The organism is Clostridium sp. AF19-22AC, assembly GCF_003479085.1.
GTDB classification, from domain to species: domain Bacteria; phylum Bacillota; class Clostridia; order Lachnospirales; family Lachnospiraceae; genus Faecalicatena_A; species Faecalicatena_A orotica.
Map to the genome: position 1 here is coordinate 95,563 of NZ_QUGN01000001.1, position 22,836 is coordinate 118,398.

Genomic DNA, 22,836 nt, shown 5'->3' on the forward strand with positions numbered 1-22,836 from the left:
GCAGAACTGTTAGAAAAGGGGAGGCACTGTTATACGGATGAAAGGATTTAAGGCCGCCTTTTTGTTACACTTTTAGTAAACAAAGGAGGCTATAGAAATGAAAAAGATAGTTGAAATCAGAAATCTTGTGAAAAGTTTTGGGAAAAAAGAATATGAGACACGTGTTCTCAAGGGGATTAATCTGGATATCCAAGAGGGGGATTTTATCGCCATCATGGGGCCCAGCGGGGCAGGAAAGTCTACTTTGCTGAATATGCTCTCAACGTTGGATAAACCAACCAGAGGGCAGATTTTTCTGGACGGCGAGGATGTGACAAAGGCTGACAACAAGCGTCTGTCAGTTATCCGCAGGGATAAGATCGGGTTCATCTTTCAGGAGTATAATCTGCTGGACAATATGAGCCTTGAGGATAATATTGCACTGCCGCTCTCTTTAAATGGCGTGAAGAGTAAAGAAGTCCGAGAACGTGTGAAGAACATGGCGAAGCTTTTTGGGCTGGAGGAACACCTTGCAAAGCATCCGTACCAGCTTTCCGGAGGCCAGAAGCAGAGAGGGGCCAGTGCAAGGGCGCTCATTACGGAACCTGAGATTATATTTGCAGATGAGCCGACCGGGGCGCTGGATTCAAAGTCCAGCAGGGATCTGCTGATGAGCTTAAAGGCTGCAAATGATTCCGGGAGGGCAACAATCCTGATGGTGACCCATGATGCATATACGGCAAGCTATGCAAAACAGGTCTATATGCTTGCTGACGGGCAGATACAGTGCAGGGTTTATAATAAAGGCAGCCGGAAAGAGTTTTACGAGGAGATTCTGGACCTGCTTGCTTCAATGGGAGGTGACAGGGAATGAGTCTGATACAGCTGGCATTTTCTAATTTCAAGAGAAGCTTACGAGAATATGCGGCGCTGATCATATCGCTGTCATTCTCTATTTTTATCTTTTTTAACTTTCAGAATATTGTGTACTCGGATTCGATGGATGTCCTGAACAGTATGAAGAAAGAGTATATTGATGTGGTCGTAAATGCGGCCTCTGTAGTATTTGGTGTATTTCTGTTTTTCTTCATCTGGTATGCGACAAATGTATTTTTGAAACAGAGGAAAAAAGAAATCGGAATCTATACGTTTATGGGGCTGGATAATATAAGGATTGGAAAGATGTATGCGCTGGAGGCATTTTTTATCGGTTTGTTCTCGCTGGTTATCGGCCTGGCCACGGGGGCGGGATTTTCGAAGCTGTTTCAAATGCTGCTGTTGAAACTTTCTGAGATCAGTGTGGATATCCGTTTTTCTTTTACTTTAAAACCAGTTCTGGTCACTGCAGCTGTATTTTTTATCATATATGGGCTCATGATTCTGAAAGGCTATGTTTCGATTACAAGGAGCAGTGTACTGAGTATGCTTTCCGGAGCAAAACAGGAGGAAATGAAACCGGAAAAAACATGGTTAACTCTCATAAAGGTAATCACAGGCATCCTAATACTGGCGTCAGGCTATATATGTGCAGTAAGGACTGGGGAAATAGATACTCTGACATACGCTTTTGCAGCTGTCGTGCTGGTGATTGCCGGAACATACCTTCTGTTTGGCGGGGCAATCCCGTTCTTTATCAGAAAACTGACCGGAAGGAAGGATTTTTTATATCAGAAACAAAGAACGCTGTGGATCAATAATCTGTCCTATAGAATCCAGCGGAATTACCGCACTTACGCTATGGTGACGATTCTGATGATCTGTTCAGTTTCTGTACTTGGTACGTCCATTGCTATGAAGCAGCGCTATGATAAAATGACGCATTTCAGAGATACGTTTACGATTCAGGTAGTCGCACAGGAAGAAATGGATAAAGATGAAATAGAAAAAGGGATTGAACAGGAAAACAAGGTGGAATACAGCGCCGAAGTATCTTACCTGATGCTGGATCCAAGTTATTTCCATACAGAGTATACAAACTCTAATTATGGGATTATCCCATATTCGCAGGTCAAAAATGCAGCCGGGCAGGCACATCTTAAGTTCGGGTATTCCGAATTAAAGCAGGATGAAGTGATTGAACTGTCGCATGTTATATTAATGAGTTTTGTAGGGTATAACGGTCCGGGGGAGGTTCAGATCGGGGATGATAAGTTCCGTATTCTGGCGGAAGACGATACCCCGTATCTCGGGGAAATGCAGGGGGCGATGAGCATTTATGTGGTGAATGACGAGGTTTATAAAAAGCTGGAACCATTGGGAATTGTAGCCCATATGTATAATTATAAGCTTGAAGACCCTGCAAATCTGGATGCATCCAGACCTTACCTAAAGTCACTCGCAGAACAGGGGGAGGACGGTCTTTGGAATGTTGGTGTAAATTTTAACAGTCCGGAAGGGAAGGACGAAGCATGGATCCGTGTCATGTATTCCCTGTGCGTCTTTATGTTCGTGACACTGATCCTCGCGGGCGGCAGTATTATCTTTATTAAACTGAACAATGATGCCTGTGAGGACAGAGAGCGCTACGGTGTGCTTATGAAACTGGGAATCGACAGGGAAACATTAGGAAAATCTATCAGGCAGGAAATCCGTTTTACTTATTACTGCCCGTTCCTGTTGATGACGGTAACCTCATGGTTTGCCATAAAGGCACTGGGAAACGTCATGAAGGAAGATTTGTTCAAAGTAAATATCTACAGTGCAGTTTCTATACTGGCGGTATTTACGGGGATTTATCTGGTTTCGGTGAGGGTGTTCAGAAGAAAGGTGTTGGATTAAGTTAAAGGTGTTATATGCTCTAAGTGACTTCTTAATCATGGTCTTTTCATGGTTAGTGAAGCACTTAGGGCATATTTTATTTTTATCAGGGATTGAAAAGAATCATGTGCAGCATTACAGATTCGTTTCCGATATTTTTATACGGATGAATAGTAACGGCTTCAATATAGAAAAAAGTCTTGACTTGGAGTTAACTTCAAGGCGTATGCTACTATCAGGCAGAAATGCCGGAACAAGGTTAACTTAGATTTTATACGATTGTATAAAAAGAAGGAGGCATTTTTTATGAACAGTTTTGTATATGATATCCCTGTAAAGGTATATTTTGGCGAGAACCAGCTTGGAAATCTCGGGGCGGAGTTAAAGAAATTCGGAAACAGGGTACTGCTTACTTACGGCGGGGGCTCTATCAAAAAATCAGGCCTGTATGACAGTGTTACTGATGAAATCAGAAAGGCAGGACTCGAATTGTTTGAACTGTCAGGGATTGAGCCAAATCCGCGTATCGATTCTGTGCGAAAAGGGGCTCAGATTTGTAAGGATGAGAAGATCGATGTTCTTTTGGCTGTCGGTGGAGGATCTACGATTGATGCGACTAAGTATATGGCAGCAGGAGCCTGCGTGGACCATGATCCGTGGGAGTTTTTCAGTAAGTGGGCACCGATAGAAAAAGCACTTCCCATTGTTACCGTACTGACGCTCTCTGCGACGGGGTCTGAGATGGACCCGGGCGGAGTGATCAGTAATCCTGAGACAAAAGATAAGATCGGAAGGCTGGCACCGCAGCTCCTTCCAAAGGTTTCTTTCCTTGACCCGACACTGACGTATTCTGTCAGTGAGTACCAGACGGCATGCGGGGCAGCCGATATGATGTCACATATTATGGAAGTTTATTTTAACATGGAGCAGGATTTATATATGCTTGATTGTTTTATGGAAGGTTTGATGAAGACAATCATAAAGTTTGCGCCTGCAGCCATGAAGGAGCCAGATAATTATGAGGCACGCGCCAATTTGATGTGGGCATCGAGCTGGGCAATCAATGGATTTGTGAATGGAGGAAAGCAGCAGGAATGGAGCTGCCATCCGATGGAGCATGAGGTTTCGGCAATCTATGACATCACACATGGTCTGGGCCTGGCAATTCTGACACCGAGATGGATGGAATACTGTCTGGATGAGACAACTGCTTCTAAATACTATCAATTTGGGGTAAATGTATTTGGGATTGATGCTTCCCTTCCTGAAATGGAGGCCGCTAAGAAGAGTATTGAGATGCTGAAGGAATTTTTATATGGTACACTGGGACTGAAAAGCAGCTTTGAAGAAGTAGGGATTGATGACAGTAATTTTGAAATCATGGCAAAAAAGGCATGTATGGGAGAGACACTGGAGGGATTCAAGCCTCTTAAGCAAAAGGATATTGAAGAAATATTTAAGATGTGTCTGAAATAGAACCGACTCTGTTTATCAACTAAAAAAATGCAGTATGCTGCGTGACAACGGAGTGAAGAACAGATATAATAAGAAGATGACCACGAAGAATGAGGTGACAATAGATGGAAACACATGAGGTGCTGGAAAAAGTCAGAAAAGGCGAGATGTCCGTTGAGGAAGCGGAACAGTATTTCCGGAGGGAGCCTTTTGAGGAGATGGGGTATGCAAAGCTAGATACCCATAGAAAGTTAAGGTCCGGTTTTCCGGAGGTGGTCTTTTGCAGCGGGAAGACTGATGAGCATTTACTTCATATTTATAAAAAGCTGTATGAGGAGGAAGGCGAGGTATTCGGGACAAGGGCATCAAAAGAACAGTATGATTTCCTGAAGAAGGAACTGCCGGAGGCAGAATACGACCCTCTTTCCAAAATACTTAAGATCGAAAAGAAAGAAAAAGAGCATATCGGGAAAATTGCTGTCTGCACGGCAGGGACAGCGGATATTCCGGTTGCGGAGGAAGCGGCACAGACGGCAGAATATTTTGGGAGCTATGTGGAGCGGATATATGATGTTGGTGTCAGCGGCATACATCGCCTGATGTCCCGTCTGGATGTTATCCAGAGCGCCAACTGTGTAGTTGCGGCGGCAGGTATGGAGGGGGCTCTGGCCAGTGTGCTTGGGGGGCTTGTAGATAAGCCTGTCATTGCGGTGCCCACATCAGTCGGTTATGGAGCCAATTTCCACGGCCTTTCAGCACTGCTTACGATGATTAATTCCTGTGCCAACGGGATCGCGGTAGTTAATATTGACAATGGCTACGGGGCAGGGTATATTGCGACACAGATTAACAGACTGGGGGAGAGACAATGAGCAGAACATTATACATGGAGTGCGGCTCGGGAATCAGCGGAGACATGGTAGTCGCGGCACTTCTTGACCTTGGGGCGGATGAGAAGATTTTACGGGACACACTGGACAGCCTGCATGTTTCCGGCCACCGGATCGAGATCAGCAGGGTCTCAAAAAACGGATTGGATGCCTGTGATTTTCACGTGATTCTAGATGAGGAGCATGAAAATCATGACCACGACATGGCGTATCTTCACGGACACGGGGACGGCATACATGAGCCGGTGCACGGTCATAATCATAGCCATGAACACACTCATGGACATGACAATGAGCATAACCACGGGGAAACAGCAGCTCACAGCCATACTCACGAACACCGGAATTTGGCGGATATTCTTTCTATTATAAAGGATTCGGCCATGACAGAGGCTGCAAAGAAGTGTGCGGTACATATTTTTGAAATTCTGGCACAGGCGGAAGCAAAAGCACATGGTGTGCCTGTGGAAGAAGTACATTTCCATGAGGTGGGGGCTGTTGACTCTATCATCGATATTGCGGCGGCAGCAGTCTGTCTGGATAATCTGGGAATCGAAGAGGTGATTATCCCCGTTTTGAATGAGGGGTCAGGATATATCCGATGCCAGCACGGGATGATTCCTGTCCCGGTACCCGCGGTGTCTGCCATAGTACAGGCATACGCCCTGACACTTCATATGACGGGGATAGAGGGAGAACTTGTAACACCGACTGGGGCTGCCATTGCAGCAGCGGTCCGGACATCGGAAAAGCTGCCGGATAAGTTTACCATTCAAAGAACCGGGACCGGAGCCGGAAAGAGAAGCTATGAAAGGCCAAGCCTGCTCCGTGCGATGCTGATTGAATCCAGAGAGATTGAAGAAGATTGTATTTATAAACTGGAAACGAATATTGATGACTGTACAGGCGAGGCCCTCGGTTATGTGATGCAAAGACTGCTTGAAGCCGGTGCGAGGGATGTCCATTATATGCCCGTCTTTATGAAGAAAAACCGTCCCGCATATCAGCTGAATGTTATCTGCAGTGAAAAAGATGTTGAAAAGATGGAAGAAATCATTTTCATGGAGACTACAACGATCGGTATACGCAGACAGAAGATGGAGCGGAGTGTTTTAAAGAGAGAAACTAAGGAAATTGAGACTTCTCTTGGAAAAGCTGTCATAAAGATATGCGGACTTCCATCAGGAACACGCATTTATCCGGAATATGAGAGTGTAGCGCAGTTAAGCAGAAAAACAGGGCTGTCCTGGCAGGAAGTATATGAATTAGTTGGGAGGGAAGCCCATGACAGAGTACAGTAAGAAGCGAAAGGCCTTCCTGAATGCCATGGGGGAATATACGAAACACGATGTTGCAGTGGCATTTTCAGGAGGGGCAGACAGCAGCCTGATTCTGAAAGCTGCCTGTGAGGAGGCAGAAGCATATGGAAGCAGGGTATATGCAGTTACGATGCAGACCGAACTTCATACGATGGAGGATTTAAAAACGGCTGAAAAAGTAGCGGAGGAAACGGGGGCGTATCATATCGTTCTCCGTATAAATGAACTGGAGGAAGTGGGAATTGAGATGAATCCGGTTAACCGCTGTTATCTCTGTAAAAGACTTTTGTTTTCCAGACTGCGTGAGAGGGTTTGCCAGCTTGGAATCGACATAATTTTGGAGGGGACCAATGCAGATGATTTGAAGGCGTACCGCCCGGGAATCAAGGCAGTTGAGGAACTGGGGATCGTAAGCCCCCTTAAGGATGCGGGATTTACGAAACAGGAAGTACGGCAGATGGCAGCTGAATATGGAATTTCAGTGGCGGAACGCCCGGCGGCCCCGTGTATGGCAACCAGATTCCCATACGGGACAAGGCTGACAAATGAGAAGATGTCGGCGGCAGCTGCGGGGGAAGCATACATTAAGACGCTTGGCTTTTATAATGTGAGGCTGCGGGTCCAGGATGAACTCGTACGCATAGAAGTTGACCGGGACCGGCTGGAGCAGGTGCTGAAATATAAAAAAGAAATCACAGACTACTTAAAGAGGCTGGGATACAGATATGTGACGCTTGATCTGGAGGGATTCAGGTCAGGCAGCATGGATCTGGAACTCGGAGGAAAAGGGGGCATTTGATGACGATAACAGAAGTTAGTAAAAAGTATGATATCACCGCCGATACACTCCGCTATTATGAAAGAATAGGCCTGATCCCGCCGGTTCCCAGAACAAAAGGGGGCGTGAGGAATTACGATGAAGATTCCTGCCGCTGGATCGAAATGATGAAATGCCTGCGTAAAGCGGGTGTACAGATTGAGGCACTGATCGAATATGTGGCATTATATAAGCAGGGTGATTCTACGCTTGATGCAAGAAAAGCAATTCTGGTTGAACAGCGCAGCCAGCTTGTGGACAGGATGGAAGATATGAGGGCATCTCTGGAGAGACTCAATGATAAGATTGAAAGATATGAAAATGGACTTATGAAAACTGAAAAATTGCTTAATAAATAAAATGATATGAATTTCTGCGCGCTAGAGCTGAAAGGCAGTAGGACTCGCAGTGGAGGAAAAGAGATGATAACAGGTTCCATAATTAAAAGTGAGGATATTATCGGGGTAATTCAGCGAACCCTGAATGAGGTCGATACCCGGCTTGTAGAGCATGGTGTGCGGGTGGCATATCTGGTATCTGGAATGTTGAAAGTGGATGGCGGATTTACGGATAAAGAGATGCAGGATATCTGCATCCTTTCTGTACTGCATGATATAGGGGCCTACAAGACGGAAGAGATAGACCGTCTGGTGCAGTTCGAAACGGGAGACGTATGGGAGCACTCCATATATGGTTATCTGTTCCTGCGTTATCTTTCTCCACTGGATGAATGGGCCGAGGCGGTCCTGTACCACCATGTGCCCTATGAAAGAATTCCCCATACAAGGCAGGAAATAAAGAAGGTAGCGCAGATGATAAGCCTAGCCGACCGGATGGAGATTTTCAGCAGAAATGCCAGGCAGGAAGGAACAAACGCCAAGATGTGGGAGGCAGCAGTAGAATATCTGGACAAGAGGCGTCCGGGCCAGTTTTCGGATGAAGTTACAGCGTCTTTTTTACAGGCTCAGAATGAATTTTCCATTTATGACAAGTTAAAAGAGGAGAGTATTGATTTCTATGAGGTTTACCCGGGTGTGACTCTAACTGAGGACGAATGTATGAAGTATCTCAGGATGATGACATATGCTATAGATTTCCGCAGTCAGCATACAGTAACGCATACAATTACGACAACCAGCATCAGCAGCAGCTGTGCCCGCTATATGGGGATTTCAGCGGATCGGATCGAACGGATAAGGTATGGGGCGATGCTGCACGACCTCGGTAAAATCGGAATCCCGGTGGAGATACTGGAATATCCGGGAAAGCTTAGTGCACAGGCGATGAATATCATGAGGACACACGTGGACATCACAGAGCGGATACTGAATAAAGCAGCGGCGGAAGATGTCACGAGGATCGCCCTGAGACACCATGAGAAAATTGACGGGAGCGGTTATCCCCGCGGGCTTACGGGGGAGGATATGACTCTGGACGAGGAGATCGTGGCGGTTTCAGATATTGTCAGTGCGCTGATAGGAACGCGGAGTTACAAATCTGCTTTTTCCAAGGACCGTACATTGTCTATTATTCAGGAGATGTCTGATGAAGGAAAGTTAAATCCCGAAGTTGTCGGTACGATGAAGAAAAATTTCAATGCGATCATAGACGAAGTGGCAGAAAACTGTGCAACCGCACTTCAGAATTATTATGGGATCCAGTCGGAATACCGTAGACTGCTGGTCAAATATCTTTCTTAAAAGTAAAGAAGTCTAAAGCAGCCGGGGCATTTGTGCTCCGGCTGTTGTTTTATCTTGAACGGCAAAGCAGGAACAAAACTACCATAGTTACCAATGCTTCAGCGGCAGGCACTGTCAGCCAGATTCCGGTGAGCCCGAAGAGGGCTGACAGGATAAAAGCAAGTGGAATAACCAGTAAAAATCCCCTTAGGCATGAAATAAGGAATGCATTTCCAGGCCTGTCGATGGAACTGAAATAGGCGGCAGTAATGATATTAATTCCGATGAACAGGAAGGCCGTAAAGTAAATATGCATTCCCTGCACTGCAATTGCATGGAGAGCCGCATCCTTATCTTTATTAAAAAGCTCCACGATTGGATCGGAAAAGAAAAACATGCATCCATAAGAAAACAGCGCAAACAGACCAGATGTAACCAGGGCATAGCGAAGCACCTTTTTGATATTTCCATGTTCCTTTTTCCCGAAGCAGCTGCTTAAGACCGGCTGGATGCCCTGTGAGATACCGGTGAAAATAGAAATCAGTACAAGTGCGATATTCGCGAGAATGCCATACGCGGCAACGCCCAGATTACCGCTGTCTTTCAGGATCAGCATATTGAAAATGATCATAACTACCCCGGAGGAAACCTCTACAATCAGAGAGGAAACTCCGAGAGAACAAATATCCCTGATACTTTTGAAATGTATCCCGGTACGGCAGAAAGAAAAGTTGTTTTCTTTCCTGATAAAATGCCGCGAAAGGACAAGCATACTGATAACAGGGGCGATTCCAGTTGCCAGGGCGGCACCTGCCATTCCCAGCTGAAGCGGAAATATGAGAATGTAATCCAGCACAATATTGGCAAAGCTTCCAAGCAGCATGGCTGTCATAGAGAGCTGCGGCCTGCCGTCGTTGCGGACAAAAGCAATTAGCAGATTATTCATCATGAACATCGGTGCGAATAAGAGCAGGATGCGCAGATAAACACCGGTCAGTGAAAGGATCGTGGAATCAGCGCCCAAAAGGCCGGCCAGCTGATAGGGCAGAAACAGGCCGATCAGAAAAAAAACTGCTGCAAGACAAAGCATAAAACAAAAAGCCTGGGTAAAGATGGTCTTCCTTACAGTTTTATCGCCTCTTCCTCCGGCGATGGAGTAACGGGTTGCGCCGCCGATCCCGATCATCAGCCCCAGTCCATTCACAAAGCTGTAGGCCGGGATTGCAAGGTTGAGCGCGGTCAGCCCGTTGGCTCCGACGCCTCTTGCAATAAAAAAGGTATCCGCCAGAATATAGCAGGAAAGGCCGACCATTCCCAGGATATTTGCGGAGACGTATTTGATAAAGGTTCGTAAAATAGAGTTCGTCTGGTTCATTTTATTATTCTCCTGTTTTCATATGATATGGATTCTTCCGGACAAAATAAAAGCATTCGTTCCCCCATACCTTCTAAGGCCTGCCGGTATGGGGTACGAATGCTTTTAGTTTCCCTACCCGGCGGCAGGGACAAGCATCTTTCATCGGAGGGAAAATACTTTTCGCTTCCGAATGCATTTCAATGTTGTATTTGTGAAATTTATACTATCATAGATTAAATAAGAAATCAATGCTTTTCTGAAATCGGTTTTCGGTGTAAAATAGCATTACGCTGTTGTTCACAGGCAGCCCTGTAAACAGTAAAGCAGGTTTTGTGCAGATATTAAGTCATAGAAGAAAGAGGGAAGATAAATGAATAAGAAAGAAGTACTGGAGATAAGAAAACAATTTACACCAGCCAACTGTGCCATCACCCGCATCTGTGGATGCTATGTAGACCATGAAAAGAATAAGAAAATGGAATCGAGAGATGCATTCCTTTCCCTTCCGGAAGAAGAGGCATTTAAGTACTTTGATATTTTTAAAAAGACAATGTCAGGCACAATGGGGCGCAATATGCTGAACATGGAGTTCCCGCTGGACGCGGAGATGCCGGGCGGAACACAGGAATTCCTAATGAAGCTTCGGAACAGTAAGCTGGAAGACGATATGCTTCTGGAAGAATTTTATGATAAAGTAATCGAAAGCTACATATATGAAGAAAACTATTATATCGTCCTTATACATGCAATGTACGATATCCCCGGTAAATCCTCGGATAATATCGAGATGTTCGATGCGTCTGATAATGTATATGAGTACCTGCTCTGCAGTATCTGCCCGGTCAGCCTTTCCAAGCCGGGGCTCTGCTACAATGCGGAGGATAATAGGATACAGGACAGAATTCGTGACTGGATCGTAGATGTGCCGGATAAAGGATTTTTGTTTCCTGCATTTACAGACCGTAATATGGATATCCACGGTGTTTTATACTATACGAAAAAGTCTGAGGATCTGCAGGAAGAATTTATCGACCATGTGTTAGGTGCCAAGATGCCGATGTCCGCAGATACACAGAAAGAGACATTCCAGATGCTGATCGAGGATACACTTGGAGAGGATGGGGATTACGAGACTGTCCGTAATATCCATGAGACCCTGAACGAACTGATCGAGGAGCATAAGGAAGAGCCCGAGCCGCTTGCTCTTGACAAGACGGATGTTAAAAAAATCTTTGAAAAGAGCGGTGTACCGAATGAGAAGATGGAAACGTTTGAAGAGAATTTTGAGGAGACAGCAGGAGAAAAGGCTTCCCTTCTGGCAGCCAATATCGCGGAGACACGTAAGTTCAATATCGAGACGCCGGACGTTGTGATCAAGGTAAATCCGGAGCGCATGGACCTCGTAGAGACGAGGATTATTGACGGAAGGCAGTGCCTTGTGATTGCGGTGGACGACCATATTGAGGTGAACGGGGTCAATGTCCGCACCGTGAAAGCTCCGGGGAGTATTACTGTTGCCGGGAATGAGGAAACTGAAGATATAGAGCAGTAAAATAAGTGAAAGTGGCTGCGGTTAATCCCCTGGGGTCACTACCCAATAAAATTATGAATGAAAATTTAGCGTTGCTAGAAAATAAAATTTAGCAGTTATGAGCCGTAGACGGGCCTGGGACAACTCCCTGCCCGTCTTTTTTGAATTCATAAATATTTAGTAAACTTTATTTACAGGTCCATTACATTTCTTTTCCGACAGACTTAGTGATGCTTGAAAGTATTCAGAATTATTAATTGGGGGACAGGAATGATACTGTTAAGGGATATTTAATTGTATTGGGTATCACCAATGACATGGGTTAGTATCGGCTGTTTAACTCCTGTTTTGGATTCGGATTATCCGTCGGTGTTTTATGCGGCGGGAATGTTTATGCTTATGCTGACAGTAATCTTAATAATACTTAATAAACATACCGCACGAATGGAGATTAAGGGTGATTATCATGGCTGATGTTAGAGTTAAAGTGAAAAACCTGAGTAAGAACTTTGATAATAATGTAGTGTTAGACCGTGTTTCTATGGAGTTGGAAAAGGGAAAGATATATGGACTTATTGGCAGAAACGGATCGGGGAAAACTGTTTTAATGAAATGTATTTGTGGATTCCTATTGCCATCATCAGGAGAAATACTAATAGATGGTCAAAAAATGTCAGAGAATGCTCATCTACTTAATGATTTCGGTATAATTATAGAAGCACCGGGGTTTTTGCCTAATTATTCCGCTGTTAAAAACTTGCAATTGTTATCCTCAATCAGGGGAAGATGTGACCTTAATCATATCATAGACTGTATAAAATTAGTTGGACTTGATCCTTCATCCAGAAAAAAAGTTTCGAAATACTCAATGGGCATGAAACAGCGTCTTGGAATTGCGCAGGCGATAATGGAATATTCTAATATTTTAATATTAGATGAACCAATGAATGGATTAGATAATCAAGGCGTGGATGACATGAGAAAATTATTTATGAAACTGCGTGAAGAAGGGAATTTAATATTGTTAGCGTCTCACAATAGAGAGGATATAGAATCACTATGTGATGAGGTATTCGAGATGAATGCTGGAAGATTGATTAAAAAAATGAGGACATGAAGACTAAAGGAAACTCTTCAGGGGGAGGATTATAATGGTGGAAAAATATTTAAAGGTTATTTTTGTAATCCTTATTATGATGATTTTTACAGTAAATTGTACAAAGAAAGAAGAAATGCAAAAAAATTCAGAAGAGTTTGACATTCAAGTTGATGAAAAGATTAATGAGAATTTAAAGGTTAAAATTAGTAAAGCGTTTTCAGAAAAGGAAGTGAAAAATCAGGCAGTACTATCAGTTGAGCCTTATCCATTAACTGAGAAATGGGCACAGGGATTGGCAGATAAATATTTTCATATAGACGGCAGCGTTAAACTGAATAGAAATAAAGAATATGAGGAAAGTTTTGGAGATTTATGTTTTGATATATCAGGAGATGAATATTATTTTTTAGCGAAATTAGATTCTATTACTTTCTATACAGATAAAAACTTTGATAATGAAGCCCGGGTCTATTTTGAAGATGCTTTTGGTCTGTACCCTTACTTTAAAGCGGATGCTGCCAAGTATTATGACCAGAGTGACTTGACGAAAATGAGTTATCAGGAAGCTAAGGAACTTTGTATGAGTGTTTTATCTGATTCCGGTTTTACATATTTTGAGCCGGGAATAGAAGGTTTTACAATTACGTCTGAGGCTATGAGGAAGTACAGAGAAGCGAATCCCGACATATTTAATGCAGAGTTGGATAAAACAGGAGACTGGCTTAAGTCAGATGGTTTCTATGTGTTTTGTTTTCCCACAGAAGTAAATGGAGACAAAATTCGTGGGAACAGTATTTTTGTGGATTATGCGCAGTTTCTAGTATGTGACAACAAGATTATCTCAGCCTTCATACCTTCAAAATTAAAAGTTAAGGAACAAGAAAAAAAGCAAATTAAGGATCCCCAGTATGTACTTGATAATATTATAACAATGTATGAAAATATCATATTGACCCAGAAAGTAGAAATTTATGACTTGAATATGATATATGCATGCACTAAAATGAATTCTACACAAGGAGAAGGCATCAGGTCGTGGGAATATATTTGTGCACTTATATGGGAGTTTAGTGTAAGGTTTACAGATGAAACAGGAGTTATGGAAGGGAATGTTTTATATAATGCTGTAACGGGAGAGCGGATATATTAGTATTGAAAACAATTTTTGGTGAATAATAGTAAAAAATGCACGATTAGTTAAATGTTAGTTGTGAAAAAAGTATAGACTAAGACCCTAACTATGATTGAAATCTTATATAAAATGTGGTATTGTTAAAATATGGACAATGAGAGGCAAAAATGTATGAGGATATAGCCTTGTGGCATGGGGAATGTCAAAAAGCAGTGTTGTCCGGGAAAGGAAGGTATATGGGTATGATTTATTGTGGTAAGCATTTACTAACAGGAGACGGCAAGACACATCTGACAGACGCAGCGGTGGTTGTAAATGAAGCAGGTAAGATTCAGGACGTAGGGACAAAAGCAGATATGGTACAGAAATATCCTGATGAAGAAGTGAAAGATTACGGTGATGTGACACTTCTGCCGGGACTGTGCGATATGCATGTTCATTTTGGCTATTACTACAGCCAGCCGGATCAGTATAACTATGACGATTACATGATCGCTTATTATGCACAGGAGCAGGCAAGGACCGCATTAAGCCTTGGCATCACGACTGTGCGTGACCTTTCTTCACCTCACAATTTGTGCAAGCAGCTCAGACTGGCAGGGGAAAAGGGATACTGCAGGGTCCCAAGGATTATCCACTCAGATGCAGGTATGTGCATGACAGGCGGACACGGACATGATGACGGGATCGAGGAAGTAGACGGAGAATGGGAAATCCGCAAAGAGATCAGAAAGCAGATCCGTGACGGCGCTGACTGGGTAAAGATCCTGACAAGCAACCGTACAAGTATTCCGGAATTTACACAGGCTGAACTGGATGCGGCAGTGGATGAATCACACCGTGTAGGCAAAAAGTGCGCAGTACATGCTGGACTCCAGCCGGCACTGCAGATGTCAATCGATGCCGGGTTCGATACGATAGAGCATGGAACCTTCCTTACATACGATCAGGTAAAACAGATGGCTGCAAACGGACAGGCATGGGTACCGACGATGACAGCCTATACCGTACTTTATGAGTTCTGCAAAGAAAAAATTGAGGCAGGATTTGACTCAGGCGACAGAATCGCTGCAAAAGCAATTAAAGATATGGCATTCTTTGAACCGGCTTACAATGCATATAAAGATAACTTCAAAAAATTCTATGACACTGGCGTTACGGTTTGTACGGGAAGTGATATGGTACTTTATGAGGCTCCTCCGCTCCCGATTAATCGTGAACTGGAACTGATGGTAGAATACGGAATTACACCGATCCAGGCAATCGAGACTGCAACTTCCAACCCGGCAAAAGTACTGGATCTGGAGGATGTTATGGGACAGCTGAAACCGGGCCTTGAGGCGGACATGATTGTTGTAAAGGGAAATGTTGCTGAGGACATCAAAGCTGTGAATAATCTTGTAGATGTATACATGAGCGGGGAACTGGTATACGAAAGTAAATAAGGTTCATTTGATTCTGGTAAAGAAAGAGAGGACTTAATCATGAATGTAACAGAACGTGTAGCTGCACTTAGAAAAGTAATGGCGGAAAAAGGGATCGATGCTTACATGGTTCCATCTGCTGATTTTCATCAGAGTGAATATGTTGGGGAATATTTTAAGGCAAGAAGATACATATCCGGATTTACAGGTTCCGCAGGAACTGTAGTCATAACACAGGACGACGGCGGACTGTGGACAGACGGAAGATATTTTATTCAGGCGGAGACACAGTTAAAGGGAAGCCCAATCCGTTTGTTTAAAATAAATGAACCAGGATATCCTACCGTAGAGGAATATCTTGCGGATGTTGTTCCGGAAGGCGGTACAGTCGGATTTGACGGACGTGTCATCCCGGTTGTGGAAGGAAAAGCTCTTGAGGAAGCGTTTGCAAAGAAGAATATTAAGATGCATGACGGCGAAGACCTGATTGATTTAATCTGGGAAGACCGCCCGGCCATGTCTGAGGAGAAAGCATTCCTTCTTGATGTGAAATATGCAGGAGAGTCTTTTGAATCCAAACTGGAAAGAATCCGCAAAACAATGCGTGAAAATGGCGCAAATGTCCATGTAATCGCTACTTTGGATGAAGTGGCATGGCTGTTTAACATCCGTGGGAATGATGTTGTATACACTCCGGTTATTCTTGGATATGCAGCTGTTACACTAGATAAAGTATACTTGTTTATGGATGAAAGAAAACTCAATGATGAGATCAAAGAGTCCTTTGGAAAAGTAACAGTAGAGATCCGCCCGTATAATGATGTCTATGATTATGTGAAGAATCTGTCTCCGGAGGAAATCGTAATGATCGATCCGGAAAGGATGAACTACAAGCTTTATAAGAGCATACCGGCAGAGGTGTCAAAGGTTGAAGCAGAGAATCCGGCAGTTCTGATGAAGGGCATGAAGAATGAAGTAGAGATTGCCAATACAAGAAATGCTTATATCAAAGACGGTATCGCCTGCACGAAGTTCATGTACTGGCTGAAAACGAACATCGGCAAGATGAAGATCACTGAGATCAGCGCGGCCGACGAGCTGGAGCGGTTAAGAAGAGAGCAGGAAGGCTTTATTGACTTAAGCTTCGAAACGATTGCCGGATACAAGGAACATGCAGCTATGATGCACTATGCGGCTACACCTGAGACGGAATATGAACTGAAACCGGAGGGCATGCTTCTGGTAGATTCAGGCGGACACTATTATGAAGGAACAACAGATATTACGAGAACCTATGTTTTAGGAGAACTCAGCGACGAATTAAAGACACATTATACAACAGTTTTACGTTCCATGATCGATTTGTCTCTGGCAAAATTCCTTTACGGATGCCGCGGATACAATCTGGACATTCTGGCAAGACAGCCTGTATGGGATCTGGGCCTTGATTTTAAATGCGGAACAGGACATGGCGTAGGCTATATATTAAGCGTTCATGAAGGACCTACCGGATTCCGCTGGTATATCGTGCCTGAGAAGCATGAGACCCACCCGTTTGAAGAAGGAATGATTATCACGAATGAGCCGGGAATCTATATCGAAGGTTCCCACGGTATCAGAACGGAAAACCAGCTGATCGTAAAGAAAGCAGAGAAAAATGAAAATGGACAGTTCATGGAATTCGAAAATATTACGATGTCACCGATTGATCTGGATGGAATTAATCCGGAACTTCTGACAAAACGTGAGAGAGATTATCTGAATGCTTATCACAAACAGGTTTACGATGTGATCGGACCGCACCTGACAGAAGAAGAACGTGACTGGCTGAAAGAGTATACAAGGGAAGTTTAATATGAAGTATGATTTTACAACAATTATGGACAGGGCAGGTCATGACGCCATCGCAGTGGATGATATTCCGATTCCGGGTGCGAGGGTAAAGGATGGTTTCTCGAGACTCCCAATGTGGGTTGCAGACATGAATTTCCCAACGCTGCCATCCATTCTGGATGCAATGGAGGAGAGACTTAAGCACCATCATTTCGGCTATTTCAATTTATCGGATGCTTATTTTAATGGGATTATGAACTGGCATAAAGAGAGATTCGGCGTGACAGGCATGACCCGGGAAGATATCGGCTATGAAAACGGTGTACTGGGCTGTGTATCAGCCTCGATTCAGGCATTTACAGCGCCGGGGGATGCAGTACTTTTGCATTCCCCCACCTACATCGGTTTCACGAAAACGATTGAAAATATCGGGAGAAATATTATACTGAGTGACCTGAAGCTGGATGAAAACAATGTCTGGCGGATGGACTATGAAGACATGGAGAAAAAGCTCAAGGAAAACAAGGTCCACTGTGCTGTGTTCTGTTCCCCGCATAATCCTACAGGAAGAGTCTGGGAGCGGGAGGAACTTGAGCGGGCAATGGAACTGTATCAGAAATATGACTGTGTTGTCATTTCTGATGAAATATGGGCGGACCTGACACTCCCCGGACATACGCATATCCCGCTGCAGACAATTTCCGAGGATGCAAAGAACCGGACAATCAGTGTTTATGCCCCGTCAAAGACCTTTAATCTGGCAGGCCTGATCGGTTCCTACCATGTCATATACAATTCTTACCTGAGAGACCGCATCGGAAAGGTTTCCGCGGCCTCACATTACAATTCCTGCAACGTGCTGTCCATGCATGCCCTGACAGGGGCATACAGCCGGGAAGGAATGGAATGGGTGGATGAACTGCGGCAGGTGCTTGCAGACAATGTTGAGTATGCTTATGGGTTCATCAACAGCCATTTCAAAGGCGTCAAACTGGCAAAACCACAGGGCACTTACATGTTGTTTCTGGATTGTGAAGAATGGCTGAAGGAACATCAGAAGTCTCTGGATGAACTACTGAGGGCGGGCGTTGAAGTCGGCGTAATCTGGCAGGACGGCAGAGCGTTCCACGGAAAATACAGTATACGGGTGAATCTGGCCCTGCCACATGCATTGGTGGAGGAGGCCTTCGACCGGCTTGACAAGTATGTATTCTAATATTTAATATCGGTATTTATAATTTGAGAGGAGGGGAGTTCCCTTCTCTCTTTTTTGTCTATATAAGGAATTTTATTCTTTTTGTATTTTTATATAGCAGGGGGTTGCAAAAAATAGTCAATGGTTTATTCTGAGTATAAGGATTGACTAATAAAGTCAGTCTGAAGGACAGCCGCTTTAAGCATGGCTGACAGGCAGGGAGGGGCCACATGAACGACAAATTTTATTTGCTTGAGGAAGAAAAACAGCTGAAGATTATAAATGCAGCTATGGAAGTATTCGGAAAAAATGAATACAAGAAAGCTTCCACCGATTTGATTGCGGCAAAGGCTGGAATTTCAAAAGGGTTATTATTTTATTATTTTCATAATAAGAAAGAATTATATATGTTTATTTATAATTACCTGATTGAAATTATGAAGGAACAGGTTGCAGATAAGAAGTTTCTGGAGTTAACTGATTTTTTTGAGCTTTTAGAATATGCTGCGACAGGTAAGGTATGGATTCTCGACAAGAATCCATACATCATGGACTTTACAATGAGGGCGTTCTATTCTGAAAAAGAATGTGTTTCGGATGACTTAAAATCTGTAAATACGAAGCAGGAAGAGATCATGTACCAGACATACTTTGGACATATAGAAACTTATAAGTTTAAAGATGGGATCGATCCATTTAAGGTGTTTAAGATGCTCCGCTGGATGGGAGACGGCTATATCCACGATATACAGATGTCAGGGAGGGGATTTAATATCAATGAGCTGCTGAAAGAATTCAATGAGTGGATGGACATGATGAAAAGGCTTGTGTATAAGGAGGAATATCAATAAATTTATAGAGGGGGGTTGTAAAAAATAGTCAATCCTGTATTCTTGAAAGTACTGGAAAGGAGAGCATGATGAATGAAAAGTTTTATGCACTTCCAGAGGAACGGCAGCAGGGTATTCTGAATGCCGGTATGGAGGTGTTTTCAAAAAATGCATATAAAAATGCATCCACTGATCTGATTGCAGCAAAAGCAGGAATATCAAAGGGACTCCTGTTTTATTATTTCCACAACAAGAAGGAATTGTATATGTACATATATGATTACCTGGCCGAAGTGATGAAAGCCCAGATTATAGATACCGGATTCCGGAAGCTGACAGACTTTTTTGAGATACTCAAGTACTCGGCAGACAAAAAGGTAGCCATGCTGCGGAAGAATCCATACATCATGGATTTCGCCATGAGGGCCTTCTATTCTGATAAGGAGGCTGTGTCGGAAGAAGTAAAAAGGATGAATGATCGTCTGGAAGATTCTTTATACCACATATACTTTGGGAATATTGATCTGTTTAAGTTCAAAGAAGGAGCAGAACCATACCGGATTTATAAGATGGTACGGTGGATGGCAGATGGTTACGCACATGATGTGCGGATATCCGGCAGGTCATTTGAGCTGGATGAGATGGAAGCGGAATTTAATGATTGGATAGACATGATGAGAAGGCTTGTGTATAAGGAGGAATATCAGATATGAGTGTAATTGAGATCAGCCATATTACGAAAGACTATGGGAAAGGCCGGGGCGTTTTTGATGTGAGCTTTTCAGTGAATCAGGGAGAAGTGCTGGGGTTTCTGGGGCCCAACGGTGCGGGGAAGACAACAACCATCCGCCAGTTGATGGGATTTATGAAACCGGACAGCGGAAAGCTGTCCATTATGGGGATGGACTGCTTCAAAAATACAGAGAAAATACAGAAATCTGTTGGGTATCTGCCGGGCGAAATTGCCTTTATAGATTCTATGAATGGAATGGAGTTTATACGTTTTGTGGCTAAGATGAAGAAGATGAAAGGGCTGGGGCGGGCTGAAGAACTCATGGAGATGTTCGAACTCAATGCGTCCGGGAGACTCAAAAAAATGTCAAAGGGAATGAAACAGAAGATAGGAATTGTCTGTGCATTTATGGACCCAGAGGCTGATATTATGATTCTGGACGAGCCAACATCTGGTTTGGATCCTCTCATGCAGAACCGTTTCGTAGAGCTGATCCTTTCAGAAAAGAAACAGGGGAAAACGATATTGATGTCTTCACACATGTTTGAGGAGATTGAACGCACATGTGACCGCGCTGCGATTATCAGGAGCGGACGGCTGGCTGCTGTGGAAGAGATTGAGAAGCTGAAAGAAGGCCGTCAGAAGGTGATTGAAGTTACGTTTAAGGAATCCCCGATGGCGGAAGAATTCGCCGCGGCCTTCCCGAGAGCTGTTTATCAGCCGGGGGGCAAAATTGTGACAGTCAAGGTTGGAAAGAATCTGGATGCATTTATCAAAAAGGCCGGAGAATATACGGTGACGGACTTTAATGTGCGGACCCAGAGCCTGGAAGAGTTCTTTATGCATTTTTACGGAGAGGGGGCAGACAAGTAATGAATACAACACTGTTTAAAAAAGAAATCAAATCGAACTGGCTGCTGCTTGTTATTTTTCTGGCGGTGCTTAGTGTGTACGGGAGCATGATTACAATTATGTTTGACCCGAAAATGGGGGACAGCTTAAAGCTGATGGCAGAAAGTATGCCGCAGATGTTCGCGGCCTTTGGCATGAATAATCCCGGAACAACATTGCTGCAGTTTGTTTCAAGTTATTTGTACGGCTGGCTTTTTATTGGCTTCCCCGGGGTGTTTATCATCATTCTGACAAACAGGCTGGCATCAAAATATGTGGACAATGGATCAATGGCATATCTGCTGGCCGCACCGGTAAAGCGCTGGAAGATTATGCTGACACAGGCAGTTTTCATGTTATTATGCCTTGTGATTATGGTTGGATTTGTGACAGCACTGATACTTGCGTTTAGTGAAGGTATGTTTCCGGGGGAAATGGAAGTCAAGGCTTTTCTGCGGGTGAATATCGGTCTGTTGGGGCTGTTGGTATTTTTAGGCGGCATAGGGTTCTGTGCATCCTGTTTTTGCAACGAAACGAAATACTCATCGGCAGTCAGCACGACAGTTTTAGTGTATTCCCTTCTGGCACAGATGATTTCGAGAGTTGGGGATAAATTTGAAAATCTGAAGTATGCCACTCCTCTGACTTTGTTTGATGTTGATGGACTGGGGGCAGGAGACAGTCAGGCGTGGGCGGTATGCTGCATATTGTATGCGGCCGGGATCACTCTCATTGGAATTGGGATCGTGCGGTTTAGTAAGAGGGACCTGCCGCTTTGATCCGGGGGGACAGGAAATAAGGACACAGTAAAAGAATACAGAAAGTATGAAGAAAGGCATGACCGGGAGCACTTCGGTCGTGCCTTTTCAGATTAAAAAATACGCCTTCGTCTTATTTTGCGGTATCTCCTGCCTGTTCCGAGACCATTGCTTCCAGATATTTCAAAAAATGTGCAACAATCGGCGCCGGCCGGTATCCTTTCCTGCATATATAATAATACTCCCAGTCAACATTGATATCCGGAAGCGGCAATGCAGTCAGAAACGGATGCAGTTCCTCCACATGAAGCTGCGTGGTTCCGATAAAAATACCATCTGAATTGCCGATAAAATTATACATAAAGCGCATACTGTCGGTGAAGATGGTCTGCTCGAACTGATCATAAAATGGGAAACCGGCAACCAGATTATAGTCATCAAGTAAATTATCATCGTAATCCGTGCGGAAAACCGGATACTTGTAAAAGTCTTTGAGATGGAGTTCTGATTTTTCCAACAGGGGATGGCCTTTGCGCAATATTGCATAAGATCTGGTCCGGAACAGAAAGTGATGTACGATATCTCTTTTCTTTAAATCTTTGATCCATTCCATATTCTCTGAGGCCAGTACGGCTATGATTCCAACATCCACTTTTCTTGTAACCACATCGATAATGACCTGAGCGCTGTCTTTTTCATATAGATGGAGTGCATACTTCTTATCTTTCAGATAATCCTGACTAAATTCTACTAGCGCCTTTGCCACAAATGCAGCCCGGTCACTGGAGAATTTCAAAATCTGCGTCTGTGGCTGCTGCTGGGGAATATGAAGCTGCTGGATATTCTCCAGTTCCTGAATAATCGTTTGGGCCGATACAAGGAACTGCCTTCCCTCGTCTGTAGGCCTGACCCCTTTCCTGTCACGGATAAAAATGCTGTAGCCAAGCTCTGTTTCCAGATCTTTGATTGCATTGCTGAGCGCTGGCTGTGAAATAAATAGTGCCTGCGATGTTTTATTAAAGGATCCTTGTCTTGAAATTTCTATGACATATCGTAACTGTTGTATATTCAAACTCTCATCTCCCGTGATTCCTGTAAAGGAATGTGAATTGTATACATCATATCATAAAAAAATCAAAAGTAAAAGTAGAAGAGTA

Annotated in this window: 20 protein-coding genes; 18 read left to right on the forward strand and 2 right to left on the reverse strand. The window is 43.8% G+C overall.

Features of this window, described 5'->3' with window-relative positions; translation table 11 throughout:
• The first annotated feature begins 97 nt into the window (after positions 1–97).
• From DWX43_RS00415 to DWX43_RS00450, 8 genes are all read left to right on the forward strand, one after another.
• Complete coding sequence (locus DWX43_RS00415) at positions 98–853, forward strand: ABC transporter ATP-binding protein (RefSeq protein ID WP_109732976.1); 756 nt, start codon at positions 98–100, stop codon at positions 851–853.
• A complete protein-coding gene (locus DWX43_RS00420) occupies positions 850–2,757 on the forward strand; it encodes an ABC transporter permease (RefSeq protein ID WP_118618113.1) in 1,908 nt (635 codons plus the stop codon). The genes DWX43_RS00415 and DWX43_RS00420 overlap by 4 nt, the downstream gene beginning before the upstream one ends.
• A 285-nt stretch (positions 2,758–3,042) precedes the next feature.
• On the forward strand, positions 3,043–4,212 hold the full coding sequence (locus DWX43_RS00425; protein WP_118618115.1) for an iron-containing alcohol dehydrogenase: 1,170 nt from the start codon (positions 3,043–3,045) through the stop codon (positions 4,210–4,212).
• Positions 4,213–4,316: 104 nt separating this feature from the next.
• Positions 4,317–5,063 (forward strand): nickel pincer cofactor biosynthesis protein LarB, encoded by a 747-nt coding sequence (gene larB / locus DWX43_RS00430; protein ID WP_118618117.1) that lies wholly within the window; start codon positions 4,317–4,319, stop codon positions 5,061–5,063.
• Positions 5,060–6,382 (forward strand): nickel pincer cofactor biosynthesis protein LarC, encoded by a 1,323-nt coding sequence (gene larC / locus DWX43_RS00435; protein WP_118618119.1) that lies wholly within the window; start codon positions 5,060–5,062, stop codon positions 6,380–6,382. Before larB ends, larC begins: the two co-directional genes overlap by 4 nt.
• A complete protein-coding gene (gene larE / locus DWX43_RS00440) occupies positions 6,366–7,199 on the forward strand; it encodes an ATP-dependent sacrificial sulfur transferase LarE (protein WP_118618121.1) in 834 nt (277 codons plus the stop codon). The genes larC and larE overlap by 17 nt, the downstream gene beginning before the upstream one ends.
• Complete coding sequence (locus tag DWX43_RS00445) at positions 7,199–7,576, forward strand: MerR family transcriptional regulator (RefSeq protein WP_118618123.1); 378 nt, start codon at positions 7,199–7,201, stop codon at positions 7,574–7,576. The genes larE and DWX43_RS00445 overlap by 1 nt, the downstream gene beginning before the upstream one ends.
• A 63-nt stretch (positions 7,577–7,639) precedes the next feature.
• A complete protein-coding gene (locus DWX43_RS00450) occupies positions 7,640–8,917 on the forward strand; it encodes an HD domain-containing phosphohydrolase (RefSeq protein WP_109732983.1) in 1,278 nt (425 codons plus the stop codon).
• Between the two features lie 49 nt (positions 8,918–8,966).
• Here the strand turns inward: DWX43_RS00450 and DWX43_RS00455 are convergent, their stop codons facing one another.
• Positions 8,967–10,271 carry an MATE family efflux transporter gene (locus tag DWX43_RS00455; protein ID WP_118618125.1) on the reverse strand — a complete coding sequence of 435 codons (1,305 nt, stop codon included), beginning with the start codon at positions 10,269–10,271 and terminating at the stop codon, positions 8,967–8,969.
• A gap of 352 nt (positions 10,272–10,623) precedes the next feature.
• Between DWX43_RS00455 and DWX43_RS00460 the strand changes: the two genes are divergently transcribed.
• The 10 genes from DWX43_RS00460 to DWX43_RS00505 all read left to right on the forward strand — a co-directional run bounded on the left by DWX43_RS00460 (position 10,624) and on the right by DWX43_RS00505 (position 21,700).
• A complete protein-coding gene (locus DWX43_RS00460; protein WP_109732985.1) occupies positions 10,624–11,805 on the forward strand; it encodes a DUF4317 domain-containing protein in 1,182 nt (393 codons plus the stop codon).
• Between the two features lie 445 nt (positions 11,806–12,250).
• A complete protein-coding gene (locus DWX43_RS00465; protein WP_118618498.1) occupies positions 12,251–12,901 on the forward strand; it encodes an ATP-binding cassette domain-containing protein in 651 nt (216 codons plus the stop codon).
• A gap of 34 nt (positions 12,902–12,935) precedes the next feature.
• The gene (locus DWX43_RS00470) at positions 12,936–14,033 is read left to right on the forward strand and encodes a hypothetical protein (protein ID WP_118618127.1); all 1,098 of its coding nucleotides are present in this window, start codon (positions 12,936–12,938) and stop codon (positions 14,031–14,033) included.
• 218 nt (positions 14,034–14,251) lie between these two features.
• On the forward strand, positions 14,252–15,460 hold the full coding sequence (locus DWX43_RS00475; RefSeq protein ID WP_243099224.1) for an amidohydrolase family protein: 1,209 nt from the start codon (positions 14,252–14,254) through the stop codon (positions 15,458–15,460).
• A gap of 39 nt (positions 15,461–15,499) precedes the next feature.
• Positions 15,500–17,293: an aminopeptidase P family protein gene (locus DWX43_RS00480; RefSeq protein ID WP_109732989.1), complete on the forward strand. Its 1,794-nt coding sequence runs from the start codon at positions 15,500–15,502 to the stop codon at positions 17,291–17,293.
• A 1-nt stretch (position 17,294) separates the two neighbouring features.
• Positions 17,295–18,488: an aminotransferase class I/II-fold pyridoxal phosphate-dependent enzyme gene (locus tag DWX43_RS00485; protein WP_118618129.1), complete on the forward strand. Its 1,194-nt coding sequence runs from the start codon at positions 17,295–17,297 to the stop codon at positions 18,486–18,488.
• A 209-nt stretch (positions 18,489–18,697) separates the two neighbouring features.
• Positions 18,698–19,318 carry a TetR/AcrR family transcriptional regulator gene (locus DWX43_RS00490; RefSeq protein WP_118618131.1) on the forward strand — a complete coding sequence of 207 codons (621 nt, stop codon included), beginning with the start codon at positions 18,698–18,700 and terminating at the stop codon, positions 19,316–19,318.
• A 68-nt stretch (positions 19,319–19,386) separates the two neighbouring features.
• A complete protein-coding gene (locus DWX43_RS00495; RefSeq protein ID WP_118618133.1) occupies positions 19,387–20,010 on the forward strand; it encodes a TetR/AcrR family transcriptional regulator in 624 nt (207 codons plus the stop codon).
• Positions 20,007–20,903 carry an ABC transporter ATP-binding protein gene (locus DWX43_RS00500; protein WP_109732992.1) on the forward strand — a complete coding sequence of 299 codons (897 nt, stop codon included), beginning with the start codon at positions 20,007–20,009 and terminating at the stop codon, positions 20,901–20,903. The genes DWX43_RS00495 and DWX43_RS00500 overlap by 4 nt, the downstream gene beginning before the upstream one ends.
• The gene (locus DWX43_RS00505; RefSeq protein WP_118618135.1) at positions 20,903–21,700 is read left to right on the forward strand and encodes an ABC transporter permease subunit; all 798 of its coding nucleotides are present in this window, start codon (positions 20,903–20,905) and stop codon (positions 21,698–21,700) included. Before DWX43_RS00500 ends, DWX43_RS00505 begins: the two co-directional genes overlap by 1 nt.
• Positions 21,701–21,812: 112 nt before the next feature.
• Here DWX43_RS00505 and DWX43_RS00510 read toward each other — a convergent pair whose 3' ends face one another.
• Entirely contained in the window at positions 21,813–22,751 is a 939-nt protein-coding gene (locus DWX43_RS00510; protein ID WP_118618137.1) for a LysR family transcriptional regulator, read from the reverse strand.
• Positions 22,752–22,836: the final 85 nt, after the last annotated feature.

Excerpts from the sequence above, each read along its gene's own strand:
- DWX43_RS00455 (WP_118618125.1), bottom strand. The coding sequence starts at position 10,271 with ATGAACCAGACGAACTCTATTTTACGAACCTTTATCAAATACGTCTCC.
- larB (WP_118618117.1), top strand. The coding sequence starts at position 4,317 with ATGGAAACACATGAGGTGCTGGAAAAAGTCAGAAAAGGCGAGATGTCC.
- DWX43_RS00460 (WP_109732985.1), top strand. The coding sequence starts at position 10,624 with ATGAATAAGAAAGAAGTACTGGAGATAAGAAAACAATTTACACCAGCC.
- DWX43_RS00475 (WP_243099224.1), top strand. The coding sequence starts at position 14,252 with ATGGGTATGATTTATTGTGGTAAGCATTTACTAACAGGAGACGGCAAG.
- DWX43_RS00495 (WP_118618133.1), top strand. The coding sequence starts at position 19,387 with ATGAATGAAAAGTTTTATGCACTTCCAGAGGAACGGCAGCAGGGTATT.
- DWX43_RS00415 (WP_109732976.1), top strand. The coding sequence starts at position 98 with ATGAAAAAGATAGTTGAAATCAGAAATCTTGTGAAAAGTTTTGGGAAA.
- DWX43_RS00445 (WP_118618123.1), top strand. The coding sequence starts at position 7,199 with ATGACGATAACAGAAGTTAGTAAAAAGTATGATATCACCGCCGATACA.
- larE (WP_118618121.1), top strand. The coding sequence starts at position 6,366 with ATGACAGAGTACAGTAAGAAGCGAAAGGCCTTCCTGAATGCCATGGGG.
- DWX43_RS00505 (WP_118618135.1), top strand. The coding sequence starts at position 20,903 with ATGAATACAACACTGTTTAAAAAAGAAATCAAATCGAACTGGCTGCTG.
- DWX43_RS00420 (WP_118618113.1), top strand. The coding sequence starts at position 850 with ATGAGTCTGATACAGCTGGCATTTTCTAATTTCAAGAGAAGCTTACGA.
- larC (WP_118618119.1), top strand. The coding sequence starts at position 5,060 with ATGAGCAGAACATTATACATGGAGTGCGGCTCGGGAATCAGCGGAGAC.
- DWX43_RS00490 (WP_118618131.1), top strand. The coding sequence starts at position 18,698 with ATGAACGACAAATTTTATTTGCTTGAGGAAGAAAAACAGCTGAAGATT.
- DWX43_RS00500 (WP_109732992.1), top strand. The coding sequence starts at position 20,007 with ATGAGTGTAATTGAGATCAGCCATATTACGAAAGACTATGGGAAAGGC.
- DWX43_RS00485 (WP_118618129.1), top strand. The coding sequence starts at position 17,295 with ATGAAGTATGATTTTACAACAATTATGGACAGGGCAGGTCATGACGCC.
- DWX43_RS00465 (WP_118618498.1), top strand. The coding sequence starts at position 12,251 with ATGGCTGATGTTAGAGTTAAAGTGAAAAACCTGAGTAAGAACTTTGAT.
- DWX43_RS00470 (WP_118618127.1), top strand. The coding sequence starts at position 12,936 with ATGGTGGAAAAATATTTAAAGGTTATTTTTGTAATCCTTATTATGATG.
- DWX43_RS00480 (WP_109732989.1), top strand. The coding sequence starts at position 15,500 with ATGAATGTAACAGAACGTGTAGCTGCACTTAGAAAAGTAATGGCGGAA.
- DWX43_RS00450 (WP_109732983.1), top strand. The coding sequence starts at position 7,640 with ATGATAACAGGTTCCATAATTAAAAGTGAGGATATTATCGGGGTAATT.
- DWX43_RS00425 (WP_118618115.1), top strand. The coding sequence starts at position 3,043 with ATGAACAGTTTTGTATATGATATCCCTGTAAAGGTATATTTTGGCGAG.